Origin of the sequence: Marinomonas foliarum (assembly GCF_003337275.1) — a bacterium.
Classification (GTDB): Bacteria; Pseudomonadota; Gammaproteobacteria; order Pseudomonadales; family Marinomonadaceae; genus Marinomonas; species Marinomonas foliarum.
In genome coordinates, this window is record NZ_QPJQ01000026.1 from 50,674 (window position 1) to 67,705 (window position 17,032).

Annotated in this window: 10 protein-coding genes and 2 tRNA genes; 3 read left to right on the top strand and 9 right to left on the bottom strand. The window is 45.5% G+C overall.

The window, feature by feature from the left end; all coding sequences use genetic code 11:
• Window positions 1-56: 56 nt before the first annotated feature.
• Window positions 57-1,010, bottom strand: a complete 954-nt coding sequence (gene trxB / locus DFP77_RS13475; RefSeq protein WP_114412767.1) for a thioredoxin-disulfide reductase — start codon at window positions 1,008-1,010, stop codon at window positions 57-59.
• Between the two features lie 127 nt (window positions 1,011-1,137).
• Window positions 1,138-1,908 carry a HesA/MoeB/ThiF family protein gene (locus DFP77_RS13480; RefSeq protein ID WP_114412768.1) on the bottom strand — a complete coding sequence of 257 codons (771 nt, stop codon included), beginning with the start codon at window positions 1,906-1,908 and terminating at the stop codon, window positions 1,138-1,140.
• Between the two features lie 87 nt (window positions 1,909-1,995).
• Between DFP77_RS13480 and DFP77_RS13485 the strand changes: the two genes are divergently transcribed.
• On the top strand, window positions 1,996-3,294 hold the full coding sequence (locus tag DFP77_RS13485; protein ID WP_114412769.1) for an inosine/guanosine kinase: 1,299 nt from the start codon (window positions 1,996-1,998) through the stop codon (window positions 3,292-3,294).
• A gap of 99 nt (window positions 3,295-3,393) precedes the next feature.
• Here the strand turns inward: DFP77_RS13485 and DFP77_RS13490 are convergent, their stop codons facing one another.
• From DFP77_RS13490 to DFP77_RS13520, 7 genes are all read right to left on the bottom strand, one after another.
• Complete coding sequence (locus DFP77_RS13490) at window positions 3,394-3,903, bottom strand: chemotaxis protein CheW (RefSeq protein WP_181858560.1); 510 nt, start codon at window positions 3,901-3,903, stop codon at window positions 3,394-3,396.
• A 105-nt stretch (window positions 3,904-4,008) separates the two neighbouring features.
• A complete protein-coding gene (locus DFP77_RS13495) occupies window positions 4,009-4,872 on the bottom strand; it encodes a Tim44 domain-containing protein (protein WP_114412770.1) in 864 nt (287 codons plus the stop codon).
• A gap of 11 nt (window positions 4,873-4,883) precedes the next feature.
• Window positions 4,884-5,891: a tryptophan--tRNA ligase gene (locus DFP77_RS13500; RefSeq protein ID WP_114412771.1), complete on the bottom strand. Its 1,008-nt coding sequence runs from the start codon at window positions 5,889-5,891 to the stop codon at window positions 4,884-4,886.
• Window positions 5,892-6,054: 163 nt separating this feature from the next.
• Window positions 6,055-7,989, bottom strand: a complete 1,935-nt coding sequence (gene recD, locus DFP77_RS13505) for an exodeoxyribonuclease V subunit alpha (protein ID WP_114412772.1) — start codon at window positions 7,987-7,989, stop codon at window positions 6,055-6,057.
• The gene (gene recB / locus DFP77_RS13510) at window positions 7,976-11,704 is read right to left on the bottom strand and encodes an exodeoxyribonuclease V subunit beta (RefSeq protein ID WP_258861164.1); all 3,729 of its coding nucleotides are present in this window, start codon (window positions 11,702-11,704) and stop codon (window positions 7,976-7,978) included. Before recB ends, recD begins: the two co-directional genes overlap by 14 nt.
• Entirely contained in the window at window positions 11,701-15,111 is a 3,411-nt protein-coding gene (gene recC, locus DFP77_RS13515; RefSeq protein ID WP_114412773.1) for an exodeoxyribonuclease V subunit gamma, read from the bottom strand. The genes recB and recC overlap by 4 nt, the downstream gene beginning before the upstream one ends.
• A gap of 115 nt (window positions 15,112-15,226) precedes the next feature.
• Window positions 15,227-15,302, bottom strand: a tRNA-Ala gene (locus tag DFP77_RS13520).
• A 249-nt stretch (window positions 15,303-15,551) separates the two neighbouring features.
• On the opposite strand from DFP77_RS13520, the gene DFP77_RS13525 reads away from it, so the two are divergent.
• Both DFP77_RS13525 and DFP77_RS13530 read left to right on the top strand, forming a co-directional pair.
• Window positions 15,552-16,778 carry an EAL and HDOD domain-containing protein gene (locus DFP77_RS13525; RefSeq protein WP_114412774.1) on the top strand — a complete coding sequence of 409 codons (1,227 nt, stop codon included), beginning with the start codon at window positions 15,552-15,554 and terminating at the stop codon, window positions 16,776-16,778.
• Between the two features lie 75 nt (window positions 16,779-16,853).
• Window positions 16,854-16,935 (top strand) — tRNA-Leu (locus DFP77_RS13530).
• The last annotated feature ends 97 nt before the right edge of the window (window positions 16,936-17,032 follow it).

The window sequence follows — 17,032 nt, forward strand, 5'->3', positions numbered from 1 at the left end:
TGTAGGCATAAAAAAACCGATCCTGAGATCGGTTTTTTTGTTTAGAACCTTTGACCTTAGTCTTGAGAATCTAAGAAACGTTCTGCATCCAACGCAGCCATGCAACCCGTTCCAGCAGAAGTGATTGCTTGACGATAAATGTGATCAGACACATCACCTGCCGCAAAAACACCTTCAATGCTTGTTTGAGTCGCATTGCCATGCGTACCAGACTGAACCGTCAGGTAGCCATCTTTCATGTCTAGCTGACCTTGGAAAATGTCAGTGTTTGGCTTGTGACCAATAGCAACGAACAAACCAGCAACCGCCAGCTCTTTTTTCTCGCCTGTTTGACTATTTTTAATACGGACACCTGTCACACCAGCACTATCACCCAATACTTCATCAAGCTCGGAATGCCATTCGATTTTTACGTTGCCGTTTTTCGCTTTTTCCATCAATTTGTCCGCAAGAATTTTTTCAGAACGGAATTTGTCACGGCGATGAATCACGGTAACCGTTTTTGCAATATTAGAAAGATAAAGCGCTTCTTCTACAGCAGTATTACCACCACCAATTACCGCAACGTCTTGGTTACGGTAAAAGAAACCGTCACAGGTTGCGCAGGCAGACACACCTTGGCCCATGAATTTAGTTTCGCTTTCTAAACCTAAGTATTGAGCACTTGCGCCAGTAGAAATAATCAATGCATCACAAGTGTAAACACCGCTGTCGCCTTCCAAACGGAATGGACGATTTTTAAGATCTACTTTGTTTACGTGGTCAAAAATAACTTCTGTTTCAAAGCGCTCAGCATGTTTACGCATACGCTCCATCAGTTCTGGACCTTGTACGCCTTGGTCATCACCTGGCCAGTTGTCTACATCTGTTGTCGTAGTTAGCTGTCCACCCATTTGCATACCTGTAATCATCACAGGATTAAGGTTCGCGCGAGCTGCGTATACAGCGGCTGTGTAGCCAGCTGGTCCAGAACCTAAAATCATTAATTTAGCGTGTTTCACATCGCTCATGTTATTGCTCCTGTAAATGAATGCTTGCCAGACTCAAAGATGGTCGGCTAAAAAGACTGTGATGAATTCTAACGAAAATCTGCTGAAATTCTTAGAGAAAAATATTAATTACTAAAATAGGGACTATCTATGACTTTTCAAGCGTCTCGCTGTTTTCAATTGCACACGCAGAACATTCAGGGTCCTGAGTTAAACGCATTTCACGCCAGCTTCCCTCAAAACCATCAAACAGCCTCAACACGCCATGCTTAACCTTTCCACAACCACTTACCAATTTCAACGCCTCAAGGGCCTGATACACACCTAACAAACCCACAACAGGAGCGACAATGCCACTTTCGTTGCAGCTTAGCTGCTGATCAGACAATGACGGGTATAAACACTCGTAACAAGGTGTAGATTGTTGATCGTATAAAAAGCTTACCAACTGCCCTTCCCAACGAATCGCAGCCGCACTGACTAATGGTTTTTTAAGAGACAAACACGCGCGGTTGATAGCTTGCCTAGCAGTAAAATTATCCGTGCAATCTAACACCACATCCGCTTGCTCGACTGCTTTTAGTAAAGAAGCGTCCGCTAATTTATGCGTGATCACCTCTACTTTGATCGCCGAATTTTTGAGAGCAATTTGCTTCGCAGCAGCTTCCACCTTATTCAGGCCAATCTGACTCTCATCATAAAGCACTTGGCGTGGCAGATTACTACTTTCTAGTTGATCGCCATCCGCCAAAGCCAGATGACCAACACCAGACGTTGCCAAATAAGTCGCTGCAATATTGCCAAGCCCACCTAAACCAATAACCAACACTTTTGCTTGGGCAAGATTGAGCTGCCCCTGAATATCAAAATTGGGCAATAATAACTGACGACTATAACGATCTAACTCTAATTCGTTCATTTTCACCTTACTTTCTTGTTACTCATCCTGCCCGACTGGTCAATTCTTTGCTAAACTCGCTTTACTATCTTACCCACGAGCACCGATATGAAGTTTCCAGGCAGACGCAAACTTAAACATTACTTTCCCGTTTCACAACCAAAGCCAGTTCTGCCTACGTCAGAAGTTAGACCCGACAAAGACACTTACATTGTTGGCTTGGACGAAACCATTGTCGATGTGGTTGCCAATGTATCTGATCAATTTCTAGAAACGTTTAACATCCAAAAAGGCTTATCAAATCTTGTCGACGCTGAGACTGCCTCTGCTATTTACAGCGAGTTAACGGCACAAAACAGTATCTCAGATCATTTTGCCGGTGGCACTATTGGCAACACCATACACAACTATTCAGTGTTGGCCGATGATAAATCCGTTCTACTTGGCGTTATGTCAGCCAACATCACTTTAGGCTCCCCAGCTTACCATTATATCTGCCATACCAGCAGTAAAGTAGACATGAATCACCTGCAAGGTGTACCAGGAGACATTGGCCGCGGTATTACGCTAATCACACCAGATGGCGAGCGTACTTTTGCTATCGCGCCAGGAGACATGGACGAACTGAATGTAGAACATATTCCAGAGCACATCATCGCAGGTGGTGCAGCATTGGTAACTTGTGCGTACCCATTACGCCATCAAGGCAAACCCATCAAAAAAGCCATGCTAAAAGCTTTGGAATACGCGCACAATAATCAGGTCCCAACAGTTCTGACATTAGGCACCAAGCACCTAGTAGAAGAAAACAGAGACGAACTACTTGATATCATCAAGAAACACGTCAATGTTTTAGCCATGAACGAACTGGAAGCCGAAGCATTAACAGGCTTATCTGATCCTTTGCAAGCCGCCAGTGCAATTCTAGATTATGTCGATATTGTATTGCTGACAGCTGGCCCAGATGGCATGTATTTATGTGGCCACACTGATGATGAGCTAAAACGCGAGACTACCAACCCGATTAAATCTGGCAGCTTAGCCGATTTCAATCGTTGGGAATTCAGCCGCCCAATGTTACGAGAAGCCTGTAAACAGCCTGTAAAAGTCTTTTCTCACATTGACCCTTATATGGGTGGACCTGAAAAAATTCGCAATACCAATGGCGTTGGAGATGGCGCTCTATCCGCTTTGCTGCATGACATTTCAGCCAATCACTTTCACAAAGAAGTGATTCCAAACTCTAGCAAGCATTTAGCACCGTTTTTGGCTTACTCATCTTTCGCGCAAATCTGCAAATATTCAAACCGTGTGAGTTACGAAATACTTGCTCAAAATGCATCACGTTTATCCAAAGGGTTACCTGAACGAGAAGACAGCTTAGAAGAAGCTTATTGGGAAAGATAACACCACACTCAGTTTCTTACAGACATAAAAAAACCATGCAATGCATGGTTTTTTATATTCTTATTAAAGAGAATTGCTCTAAGTAAAGAAGCGGTTCGCTTAACTCATCGCTTCGATGCCAAGTGCTTCATTACGCTCAAACATTCGATTAAGCTCAAGCAAAATAACCAACTCTTCTTCTTTCTGATAAACACCTTGAATGAACTTCAATGCTTCATCATTACCAACGCTAGGGCTTTGCTCAATCTCGCCTTGGTACAAATAGAATACTTCTTGAACAGCATCAACCAGCAAGCCAACTTGCTCACCATCGTGCTCAATAATAATGATGCGAGTATCGTCAGAAATTGTACACTCAGGCAGGCTAAAGCGAACTCGAGTGTCTACAACAGTCACGACATTACCACGTAAATTAACGATACCTAAAACATAAGAAGGCGCACCTGGAACTGGAGCGATTTCGCTATAACGTAGCACTTCTTTAATCTGCATGACGTTAATACCATAGGTCTCGTCAATCAGCTTAAAAGTTAGATACTGTAACAACTCACCTTTATTCGATTCAGATAAGGCTTTCCCATTTTCTTTAATAGGCGCTAATTCAGACATGGCTCACATCCATATTCAGTTTAATAAGAGTAATGTAGAACTCATCACAAGCTTTGTCTAGTGTAAACAAAATGTGATGAGCCTACGAGCAAAGTTAAGTAACAATTAGTTGTCTTGTTGTATCCCAACTATTGTCCAATTTCCATTTGCATCAGACATGTTCTTTTCCAAATGCCAAATTTCATTGGTTTCGGAAGTCTGATCACCTTCTTTGATCCAGCCTGAAAACTGCAAAGAAATAGAAGCGATAGAGCCTACATACTCACCGCGAACAATTTCAACCATCAAGGAAACCACTTCAGTACGAGGCTTATCATTGCCGTATGAAGCACGTTCAGTCACCAAAAGGTTGTAAAGCTCAGGGCTCACATAATCTAGAATTTCATCAAAATTATTGTCATCCCAGGCTTTTTGCAAAGTGATGTAATGGTTTTTCGCTTCAGCAACAAACGCTTGCTCATTAAAACCTGGCGGAAGCTTAATTTCTGGCTGTGAACCAAAGCCACTAATACCAGACATTGGAGAAGGCTGTACGCCATCACGAGTTGAGTTTGGCATCTCGCGGAACATACCATTAGTACCTGCAGCATCAGCTTGAGCTGCGCGACGTTTTGGCGCGATGAAGAACTTGTAAACCAAGAAACCAATCAAGGCAAATAGCAAAATATCACCGAAAGAAATGCCGTCAAAAGCACCGCTTCCTAGTAAGGCGGCAAAAATACCACCAGCCAATAACCCGCCTAACAAACCGCCGCCCATTCCACCTAAGAATCCAGGTTTTTTAGCGCCAGCCGCCGCATTTGTTGTACCAGCTGTGCTATTTGTTGCGCTTTTAGGTTTAGAAATAGAAAAGCTTTTACCAAAACTTTTACCACCACCAAACTTCTTCGCATGAACATCTGCACTATAACCGCCAGCGCCGATTGCCAAAACAAACGCCATTAACATGGCAAATACTGTTGTTTTCACAAAACTCTCCTTTATTTAAAATTGACCAAACCAACGGCATTGCGTAGGTCTGAAATCAGTCCACGTGCACGAGCTCGTGCCTTCTCCGCCCCGGCCTGTAAAATTTCTTCTACATGAGTTGGATTAGCAATTAACTCCAAGTACTTTTCACGTGGTTCAGATAGTTGACCATTAACCAAAGCAAAAAGTTCCTTCTTTGCCTCTCCCCACGCAATGCCATCTACAAAATTCTGACGCATTTGCGCTGTTTGCTCTGGAGTAGCGAACGCTTTATAAATATCAAACACAGTCGAATCCTCAGGGTCTTTCGCTTCACCTGGTTCTAACAAGTTTGTTTTGATCTTATTAATACCTTTTTGCAGTTTTTTCTCGGTATCAAATAATGGAATCGTATTATTGTAACTCTTACTCATCTTACGGCCGTCTAAGCCTTTCAAAATAGAGCCCTCTTCGCCAACAACCGCTTCAGGTAATACGAAGTGCTCACCAAATAAATGGTTAAAACGACCCGCAATATCACGGGCCATTTCGATATGCTGAATTTGGTCACGGCCGACTGGTACTTTATGCGCATTAAACGCCAAAATATCAGCCGCCATTAATACTGGATAGCAAAACAAGCCCATGGTAATACCAAAGTCTGGGTCTTGCTCATTGGCAAGGTTTTCGTCCACTGCGCCTTTATAAGCGTGAGCACGGTTCATCAAACCTTTTGCGGTTACGCAAGTCAGTAGCCAATTTAGTTCGGCAATTTCAGGAATATCAGACTGACGGTAGAAAGTTGCTTTGTCGGTATCTAAACCACACGCTAGCCAAGTCGCCGCAATTTCTAAACGAGACTGTTTCACACGCTCTGGATCCTGACACTTGATCAACGCATGATAGTCCGCAAGAAAGAAGTAAGATTCCGTATTTTCTTGACGGCTTGCTTCGATCGCAGGACGAATTGCCCCCACATAGTTTCCTAGGTGTGGAGTGCCTGTGGTGGTAACACCGGTTAAAACAATTTCTTTTGCCATTGCTGCTACTCTTTCCTACTTTACATAATGTCGAAATTTGAAATTTTATAGTGTTGAAATGCCGCTTACCCTAACATAAAAAAATCACATCAAGAATCGCACAACAAGATTATTTATTCCTATATTCAATATCTTATCCATAATGGATGCGAATAATGAAATATCAATGCCAAAGCTCTCCGATAAGACCAGAATCCCGCTGAATACGCGCACTGCTTGCTGCCCGAATTAATCCGCTCGATCCCCATAAACTAAAAGACTTTTTCGCCCGAGTAATGCCAGTGTAAAGCAGCTCTTTGGTCAACACTGGCGATGGCGTCAGAGGCAACAGCAAAGCAACTTGATCAAACTCAGAGCCTTGGGATTTATGTACTGTCATTGCAAACACCACTTCAAATTCACTCAAACGACTCGGCAGCAAGCCGGTAAAAGAGCCATCAGACTGCATAAACCAGACTCGAAGACGCTGAAACTCATCAGGCATACAAAGACCGATGTCACCGTTGAACAAGCCCAAGGCGGCATCATTTCGGGTTAGCATCACCGCTTTTCCTGGATACCAAACATGCGGATCCTTTACTCGTCCACGTTGATAGAAATACTGTTCCAGCTGAGCATTGATCTTCTCGACGCCAAACTCACCTTGGCGCACAGCGGTCAAAATCTGATAACGGGAAAACACCTCATAGAGCTTGGTAATATCTAAATTCTGACGTACTGCGTCCCAGTAGTCATCATAGCCTTTTGCCAAGGTCGCAATATCGGCTTTGCTCTGTCCATCTTCCGGTACTCGCCACTCTACATCGGTGTAATTAGACTCAAGGCAACGCAACACGGCAGAGCTGTTACCAGCGTTCATTGCTTTTGCCAAGTGCCCAATACCGCTGTTTGCATCAAACCTATAACTGGTACGCAATAAGGTTAACCCGCGACTCATTGGCGGTGCCGACGGATTACCAAACGGCGCCAGATTTTCTCCGGTTAGATGAGCGAGGCGACCCGCCCACTCTGGTTGAAAGTAGACCTCTTCGATGCCGTAAGATAAATCCCCTAACACACTGCCCGCTTCTACCGAGGCGAGTTGATCTTTATCGCCTAATAAAATGAGTCGAGCGTGTGGTGGCATGGCATCAATCAACTTTGCCATCATTGGCAAATCCACCATGGACACTTCGTCCACCAGCAACACATCCAAATGCAAAGGGTTTTCTTTATTGTGCTTAAATCGACTGCGCCCAAAATCACTGCCTAATAAACGATGCAGGGTACTGGCTTGTTCTGGAATGGCAAGTTTAACCTCGTCACTTAATGGCAAATCCGTCTTGGCTTTTGAAATGGACTCAGTCAATCGCGCCGCCGCTTTACCGGTTGGTGCGGCCAGCTCGATACGTAACAACTTTCCTTCAGCGAGTGACTGAGCCACCAGCAAGGCCAACAAACGTGTCACAGTGGTTGTCTTGCCGGTTCCAGGACCACCACTGATCACAGAGAAAGGCAAGCTTGCCGCATTGGCGACCGCGACTTTTTGCCAATCAAGCGTATCTGATTGGTTAGGAAAAAGTTGTGCTAACAAACTTGCATCCACAGCAAAAGGCGCAACAGAAAATTGCCCTTTAAGATAATTCAGCACCTGTTGTTCATATTGATAATAGCGATACAAATACAAACGCGTACCAGCCAAGACCATTGGTCGTTCAGCTAAATTTGTCTCAGTAGACACCAAGCGACTGGCCTGCAGAAATTCACACCAAGCAGAAACACTGTTCACGCCGCTATGATGCAATACCATTCGTAACTCATCTAATTCCACACCTTCTGGCGGAGTTTGCCAGATAGTCGCTAGATCGATACAAATATGCCCTGCGCCAAGATACGCACTGCACAAAGCACCAGCGATATGAATCGCGCTATTTTTTTCATCTGGCTTGCCCTCTTTGGCATGTTGCGCCAGCTGCTCAATCCATTGGCAATCAATCGCTCTTAATACGCCTTTGGCTTGCCAAGCAGACAAACTGAATGGCGTGGATACAGGAGAGTTTTCCTCAAGCTTTGTTTCATTAAGAGAGTCAAGCAAACCTAGCTGATTAGAAAAGTCCATATTGTACCGCCTCGTGATTTTCTGGCTTATCACTTTCGCCGCTAAACAATTTGTCTAAAGCGGTAACATGTTCAAAGGTTAAGCGGCTATGGAATACACCGGTTTGTTGTTCTGGCTGCATACCACGGAGAAACAAATACACCACACCACCAACATGTTTTTCGTAATCGTAATTTGGCAAGCGCTGCTTTAACAGACGATGCAACGCCAAGGTATAAAGCTGATATTGCAAATCGTATCTGTGCTCGGCAATGGCATGAACCAATTTCTCTGGCTCGTAATCAGCAAAGTCGTCACCCAAGTAATTGGACTTATAGTCCAACACGTAATAACGACCTTGGTACTCAAACAACAAATCGATAAAGCCTTTTAGCATGCCTTTTAACGGACGATCCTGAATCATAGGCGCAACACGAGACACCTCATCGTACTCACGAGAAATACGATCCAATTGCAAGGCATTCATGCCTGTCACCGGAATAAAAAACTCCATTTCCTTACGACAAGCTGATGGTGCCAAACTTCCTAAACTCATTCCCGCCATTAGCTCAGTATTGACGATGTCTGGCAGCCATTCGCTCAATACATCTTGCCATTCATCAAACCCCTGACGCTCGTAAAAATCAGCCATTAACTTATGGTGACTGGTTTTTAATAAATCGTTAAAGCTCGGGTTGCTCGACACATCATGAAGCGCTTTGCCTTCCAATGTGTCATGCAAGAATGTTCCCGGCTTGGCGCCTTTGGGGAAAGTGAAGCGATTTTGCTCTGGCGCTTCTTGACTGTCTTTTACATCAACGTCTTCCGCCAATGGATCAAGCAAGCGTGTGGTTTCATCCAAGCCAGGCACACTTTCGTCGTGTTGCTCTTTGTCTTCTACCACCAGCGAGGAATAACTTCCCACCCACCAATCTCGTTCCACGCGTCCGGTAAAGGTTCTTGCATGAGGCTCGGTCAATTGCGCCTGTGCCATCTTAAAGCGCGGCAAACGCGGTGGTTCCTCGGGCAATTCCAGCAAGCCCATTTGCCCATCTTGATAACGCTCACAAAGACGTTCGATACTTGGGTACAAATCCCCTGCCTCAAGCGCCTCACCTTCACCAATCAAGGCCCCAACACCGCTAAGGTGAACATCTGACACAGCGCCACGAGACTTATTCGAGCTTTTGCCCACTTCCATCGAGCCAATAAAACACGCCTCTTTAGAACGAGTTAACGCCACATAAGCCAAGCGAATTTCCGCCGCGTAGAGTTCTTCTTTATGAAGCTCGGTTTGCGTTTCATCGGGATCAATAGCAATCCACAATTGCTGTTGCGCATCGTGATACAAAGCCGATTTTTCTTGATCTCGATACGGCGTAAAAGCAAATGGCAAATACACGATTGGGTATTCCAAGCCCTTACTTTTGTGAATGGTGACAATTCGTACCAGTTCCGCATCCGTTTCGAGGCGGATCTTTTGTTCGTCACTGTTGCCATTCGGATTTTGAATCGCCAACCTGAGGTAACGTAAAACCCCTTCTTTAGAATCCAACTCAAGGGATTTTTGCTGTAACTTTTCGGTTAAATGCAAAAAGTCGGTTAAGCGGCGCTCGCCACCGGTATGGCTTAGCATGTTCGCCGCCAACGCCACGTCCTGCATAAACTCACGCAACATGGGTAACAAGCCTTGTTTGTCCCAGATTTCTAGATAATCACGGAAAGCTTGTCCCCACTTTTCGTACACCACGTCGTCGTGATTCAGTGTATCCAAGTCTTCTAGTGACCAATCTACCAAGCTGGTTGCCAAGGCGGAGCGCAGTTTACTTTCTTGTCCATTGGATAAAATCGCCGTCAGCACGATCAATAGCTCTCGCGACTCGACGGTTTCGAACACCGAACCTTTGTCGCTCAAATACACACTGGCAATGCCACGCTGACGCAATGCGTCTTTTAATGCATTGGCTTGACTAAAGTTGGTTACCAACAAGGCAACGTCTTTTGGCCGCACGCCTTTGCCATCAAGCAACGCCTGTCCTTGCTGGCCTTCCAGTAAGATTTCATGGAGATGCGCTGCGCAAGATTCCGCCAGGGTTTGACGATATTCTTTTGCCGACACGGGCTCATCACTGCGTTGATACAAAAACTGCAACGCGGCTTGGGTTTGACCTTGTCGAGAAAAACCACTGGCAACGCCACGGTCTTGCACTTCCACGAAAGGAATCCCCGCCACTCGAAAGGGTTCCGCTTGCGTAGTAAAAAGCCCATTAACAGACTGAATCATGGCCGCAGAAGAGCGATAATTGGTCGCCAAAGAGTACACAGCATCGACACGTTTTTTGGCCGCCAAATAGGTATAAATATCCGCGCCACGAAAGGCATAAATTGCCTGTTTAGGGTCGCCGATCATGATCAATCCAAGCGTATTTTGGTCCACTTGCGCTGACGCATAAATCGTCGAGAAAATCCGATATTGCACCGCATCCGTGTCTTGGAACTCATCGATCAGAGCAATCGGATAAAGATGACGAATGCGTTCGGCTAATTTACCCGCTTCATCTTGCGTTAGCGCCACATCGAGAGAGGTCAGCAAGTCTGTGAACGTCAGAGATTGTGTGCTGCGCTTCCAGCGTTTCATGCGCTCTTGAGTTTGTTGCCAAAGTTGAGTCAGCAATACCGCTTTTAATCGCCCCGCATCAGGAAAGCTTTCCCGCAAAGACTGCACCAAGCCAAAAAATTCGTGCGCAGGCAAATCGCCACCTTTACTCAATCGGCTAGCGTGCTCGTTGGTATCAAATTTTTCGAGGCTTTTGTCTAATTCAAAACGCGAGGAACGCGCCCATTGCGTCATAGCCTCAATATCTTTCGAGGGGTCTTTGCGCCAAAAAGTGCGCTTAATACCGCTGCGCTCAAGAGCATCAATAATATCTTGCGACTGACTCAACCACATGGCGCGCACCGCCGCCATGGTTTCTTGTGCCTGACTTAACGCACTTTCCCAGTCGTAATCTGGTACGGCGATTTTGGCGTCAGGCTGATTGTTCAGTAAATATAAGTCTTTCAACAAGGCGTCTGGATTCGACCAAATCGGCTGAATCAAGGCGGCTTTGGTGTCGTCCATTGGATAAAACACACTACGCCAAACGTCTTTCACTGCCATAGACAATGGCGCCAGCTCATCGGTCTCAATGGTTTGTTGGAACAACATGCGGCTTTCAAATGCATTCTGGCTCAGCATGCGCTGACAAAAGCCATGGATAGTAAACACCGCCGCTTCGTCCATTTGCTTTTCGGCATACAGCAATTTTTCGATGGCGCCAGCACGTTGCTCGGCTGACATTTGCGCCATCCAATCCGCCAGAAATACATCGCTGCTTTCGCCCTGCAATAAGGCTTTTCGCGCCGCTCGTATGCGCCCACGAATACGGGCTTTTAGCTCGGCAGTGGCGGCTTCGGTAAAAGTCACCACCAAGATTTGGTCAACTGTCAGCGGTTTATCTAAATCTCCGCCATCCTCAGATAAAGACGGCCCTGTTGGCACCAGCAAGCGCAAATACAAGTTGGCAATGGTGTAGGTTTTCCCCGTGCCTGCACTGGCTTCGATTAGACGTTTGCCAAACAAAGGAAAGGTTAAGGCGTTGAGCGGTTCAGGAATCATGTTTAAGCCTTCTGCAGTTACTGAAGACTGATCAACAGAAGGCTCATTAACAGAAACGGACTCGTTAGAAAGACTCATTCCATCACCTCCAAATGACGATGCATGGGCAACCAGATTTGCTCACACAAAGCGACAAACGCTTCCTTTTGGCGATTTAAATCGGGGAAATAACGCTGCCAATAAGCATCGTCCACCTCACTACGAGTAAAGGCGCTGCTGTTGTCTTGGTAAAGCTTCAATGCTTGCTCCCAAGCTGTATCCAAGTCTTCTTGCGCTTTGCTCGAACAATAGCTCTTACACCATGCATCCGCACTTTTGGCCGGTAAGGCAATCGGCTGACACAAGCCTTGCTGCAATAACGCCAACATAGTGTTTAGATATTCTTGAGCATCCTTCGGCGGGATAAGGATAAAACTATGCTGTAGTAACTTGCCGGTTTTGCTCAGATTAATAAGATGATGCTGCTTTGGCGTACCTTGCGCACACAAAGCTAAATGCTCGATCCACGCCTGCATTTTTTGATGGGCAGATAAGTCACCAATGCGATAAGACAAACGCGTGGTCGCCGTTGGCAAATCCAACCACGCTTGCAGTACAATACTGCCAAGGGTCAAGTTCACTTCAATCGGTTCACACTCTTCCAGCGCATAACCCTGCAGAACAGACAAAAGCTGCTGACATTGCCCACGACTCTGCTCCAAAGACAATCGACCCAGCGCGCCATAAGGCAAAGCGCCCATAAGAGACAAACGTTCAATAAACTGATCTTCATCGCCTTTTAGCATGGCTTGCAACAAACCTTCGCGCATCTGATAACCCGCCAAGCCATCCAGTGCGAACGGCTCATCTTCTTTCTCTTCCTCTTCTTGCATACTCAAATAAGCTTTCAATCGACGCTGAGTAAAGTACCGCGTTGGATGACCAATAAAGCGTGACAACTCGTCCAGAGCAAGATCCAATCTTGGCTGCTCCAAGCCATCCAAGGGTGAAAACTCGGAGTGCTCATCGTCAATAGGAACGCTAAGCAGAGCTGGCAACCATTGTTCGTCATAGCTGTACAAGCGCTTATCAGATGACTGCGAATTGACTTCTACAGACGACTGAGTCGCATAGTAGGCGGCATTAAATGGCTGCAGCGGATGTTCGAGAATCAGTTTTTCTAACAAAGTTTTCTGCGACTCGTCTGGCGCTAATGCCTGATCGCCTTCAAACACACAGCTTTGACCTATGTATTCCAACAGCTCACTCACCAAGATAGACGGATTTTTCTCACTGTTGTCTTGAATACTGCGCCCCACATAACTGATATAGAAACAATCTCGTGCTGACATCAGTGCTTCAAGGAACAAGTATTTATCGTCTTCCCGTCGGCTTCGGTCGCCACTGCGATATTGCCCAACCATCAGGTCAAATCCCATCGGCGCAACACTACGAGGATAATCCCCTTCGTTTAAACCCAAAACACAGATAACCTTAAAAGGCACAGAACGCATGGGCATCAAGGTACAAAAGTTCACTCGACCTGCTAAGAAGCGCTGACCGCCTTGAGATTCTTGTAACAAAGGAGATAACAGCTGGCGTATCACTTGCTGATCTAATGGGGAATCAAAATGCGCTTGCTGCCATTGCAGGGTCAAGGCATCAAGCTGCTTAGTCAGTAGGACCTGAAAAGCATCGTCTTCTTCCAATAAAAAGAAACGCTCTGCCAAATAATACAGAGTCGAAATCCATTCTTTCGGCGCGAGGGATTCCATCAATTTCGCTTGAGCATCATTAATGGCGACCAAGAACTCCGCCAGTTTACCCGCCACCGACGCTTCTAAACCTTCCACATCGCCGTAACTTAAGGTGCCCTCCCAAATATGGTCGTGACCCATGGCGTAACCCAATAACATGCGACGCACGCCATTCAGCCAAGTATGGGATTCTTGTATTGGCAGATCATGTTGCTGGGCGGTTTTGCCATCCAATCCCCAACGAATACCCACTTCCGTCGACCATTGACGAATACGCTCTAATTCATCGGCGGTTAATTCAAAACGCGCTAACACCGCAGGCACTTCTAATACGCTGATCAATTCGGACAAGGTGAAACGACTTTCGCCCAAACCAAGCAAATACAAATAGGCATCGACAATCGGGTTTTCCATACCACCAGACTGGTCGATCAAGGCAAAGGGAATGTGTTTCCTAACTTGCGCACTACCTTTTACGCCACCAAAGACGGCTTTTACAAAGGGGCTGTAAGTGTTGACGTCGGGCAACATAACGATGACGTCTTTTGGCGTCAAGCTTGGATCGCTCTCGAACATTTGCAACAGCTGATCATGCAAGACTTCCACTTCCCGTAACGGACTGTGACAAAGGTGCACACGGATGCTTTGATCATCAGCAGTAATCGAATGGCGATACTCGGCATTGGTAATGCTAGCGTCTCGCTCTTGTTGCGAGCCGTGGTTTTCTAGGGTCAGCACATCTTGCTGAAGCCATTGCAACATGCCGCTCGATTGCTCGGTGCGACTTGGTTTCTCGCTCAGATAGTCTTCAAAAACTTCCAGCTCGTTGTCGGCCATTTCTTGTAGCTGCGCAATGTAGTCTCGGCCTAGACGCCCCCAGCTTGCCAGTAGAGGATTGGCATCAAGATGCAAAGTATCGGTACTCAATCCAGGCTTGAGAGTTTGGCGTTTTATTTCTCGACCTAAGTAATGTTTATCAACCACATCGCCCCAATAAAAACGACAAGGGTTCTGCAAAAACAGATGCACATCAATCCAGCCCGACACCGCCAACACGCGAAGAGACTCAAGCGTATTCGGCGGCAAAGAAGACACACCAAAAATAAAGATTCGCTCTGGCACGCCAACAGGTCGGGAAAAGGATTGTGTGGCGTCATGCAAAGCTTCAATCAGATTACCGCGGTGATAAAGCGAGGTTCCTTGCTGGCTCACATCGGCAACCAGATCACGCCACAAAATAGCCTGCCAAGGTTGCTGCTCAAAGATGGCTTTCAGCCTGGGGTCTTGTGCTTCGCCACCTTCCCAAGATTTAATCCAATCCGGACGGTAAACCAAATATTGATCGTAAATATCGGCAATGCTGCTGCATAACTGAAAGCGGCGAATTTGTGTGTCGTCTTCTTCGAGGTACCAACTAAGCGCCTGAAACTCTGGCTCACCAAGACGAGTATCCAATAAGCGCATTAAACGCCACACTAAGAAAGGTTTATTAAATTCACTTTGCGCGGGAATATCATTAAGCGTCTGAGAAAAGGTTTGCCAAACAAAGGTAGAAGGCAGAGGAAACACCAAACCTGCGGCAATAGAATGGGACTCGGCCAGAAACATTTTCAACCATTGTGCCATACCGGGGTTTTGCACCAAAATGGATTCATCATCAAACGGATTTTCTGGTGGAGAAACAGCCAGAATCTTCGCAAGCAACATGGCTAAATCTTCTAGACGGTTACCTGTGTAAAGTTGAAACATGCAAGAATCCTACGCGTTAGAAAGGAACTTAATAAAATACTAATAAGCCTAACCTTGGAGGCGCTAAAAAAGAAGGACTGAATGCTTTAAATAAAGTGAGAATAAAAAAGATTAGTGGTGGAGCCTAGCGGGATCGAACCGCTGACCTGTTCGCTGCCAGCGAACCGCTCTCCCAGCTGAGCTAAGGCCCCACAAAACGCTAAAGCGTATGTAGACAGAATGTCCTGAGAAATCAAAGATGTTTTGACAGCGGAGGATTTTATGGATGCTTTTAGACCATGTCAACCTTTTTGGTTTACTTCATACCAGCTTTATCGATCCATAAATATACTTATTACTACATAATCCTGATTGCCTAAATCAAGAAATATGTGTTTTTATAAGTCATTGTTTTACTGAATTTGAACCACTTCCCCCAAAGCAATGACTAAGAGAATTATATGATCGAATTTCCAACGGTCTTAGATGATCTAATGATGGCCCAGCAACCGATATTGAAAAAGTCTAAAGACATATTTGGTTATGAGCTGCTATTCCGTGGAAAGGACGCCTTAAACGCCAATGTTTCAGATGGTGAATCTGCTACTAGCCAAGTATTGGTAAACTTATGCATTGGCATTACCAAGTTAGAATCTCAGTTACGAAAACCCTTCTTCATCAATATGACAACAGAGTTAATGCTGTCTGATGCTTTTTTCCCTATCGACCCAGACACGGTTTACATAGAAATACTCGAAAGCCAAAAACTCACACCAGAGTTTTTTGAAGCATTGAAAAAATGGCGCGCTGCAGGCTATCGGTTTGCACTGGACGATTACCAATTCGATGCCGACTATGAAGCTTTGCTGCCTTGGGTTTCGATCGTCAAAATAGACATACTTTCAACACCGCCAGAAAATTTCATTAAGGAAATTAATGAGCTAAAAGCTCGAGGCCTGATATTGCTGGCTGAGAAAGTCGAGAACGAGGAAATGTTTGAGTATTGCCAAAAGATCGGCTTTGATTTGTTTCAAGGCTACTTTCTACAGCGACCTGAAATCATCAAAGGCAAAAAAATCGATTCCGCAACGCACGCCGCAATTGAATTAGTTAACGCCCTGCAAGACAAAGACATTAGCATCGAAACAGTATCTGACTTAGTCACCAAGAACCCAAAGCTTTCATATCAGCTATTACGTATTCTCAACAGCCCAGTATGTGGCCTGTCCAAAACCGTGGTATCGATTAAAGAAGCGGTTATTTTCTTGGGGCTTGTCCAGCTGAAAAAATGGGCTCTGCTCATCACCCTAACCTCATCATCGACCCAACCGAAAGCATTATTTAAAGTTCTGCTGACTCGCGGGCGTTGTTGCCAGCTACTGGCGCAAAATAAACAATCCGCCATTCCCGATTCAGCATTCATGGTGGGCTTAATGTCTGGCATAGACGCCGTTTTCAATGTTCAAAAATCCGTTGCTCTAGAGCAAATTGCATTAGATGACCTGTCCCGTGCCGCGCTAATGAACCAAACAGGTGAACTAGGAAGCTACCTATCTTTGACTCTCGATTGCGAAGAGCAACATTGGGACAACATACAATCCATGAGCCCAGCAGAAAGAGCTCTATTAAATAGAGCGTTTTTAGACGCCATGTTGTGGTCGGAAGAGGTCATGCAATCAATAAACTAAATAAAATGCACTTTTTTACGTTAAACGATTGACTCCCATACAAAAAAATATAGAATGCGTTTCACCTTTTTCAAGGCCAGTGTGGTGGAATTGGTAGACACGACGGATTCAAAATCCGTTGCCTTCGGGTGTGGCGGTTCGAGTCCGCCTACTGGTACCTGTGTCGTCCTAAAATAGGTTGACAGTTTTTAGGCCAGCTCCTGTAGCTGGCCTTTCTCTTTTCGCACTTGATTCGGTGTTTTCATCTTGAGGCT

Coding starts and splice junctions, on each gene's coding strand:
- DFP77_RS13480 (WP_114412768.1), bottom strand. CDS start 1,908: ATGAACGAATTAGAGTTAGATCGTTATAGTCGTCAGTTATTATTGCCC.
- DFP77_RS13500 (WP_114412771.1), bottom strand. CDS start 5,891: ATGGCAAAAGAAATTGTTTTAACCGGTGTTACCACCACAGGCACTCCA.
- recC (WP_114412773.1), bottom strand. CDS start 15,111: ATGTTTCAACTTTACACAGGTAACCGTCTAGAAGATTTAGCCATGTTG.
- recB (WP_258861164.1), bottom strand. CDS start 11,704: ATGAGTCTTTCTAACGAGTCCGTTTCTGTTAATGAGCCTTCTGTTGAT.
- DFP77_RS13485 (WP_114412769.1), top strand. CDS start 1,996: ATGAAGTTTCCAGGCAGACGCAAACTTAAACATTACTTTCCCGTTTCA.
- DFP77_RS13490 (WP_181858560.1), bottom strand. CDS start 3,903: ATGTCTGAATTAGCGCCTATTAAAGAAAATGGGAAAGCCTTATCTGAA.
- trxB (WP_114412767.1), bottom strand. CDS start 1,010: ATGAGCGATGTGAAACACGCTAAATTAATGATTTTAGGTTCTGGACCA.
- DFP77_RS13525 (WP_114412774.1), top strand. CDS start 15,552: ATGATCGAATTTCCAACGGTCTTAGATGATCTAATGATGGCCCAGCAA.
- recD (WP_114412772.1), bottom strand. CDS start 7,989: ATGGACTTTTCTAATCAGCTAGGTTTGCTTGACTCTCTTAATGAAACA.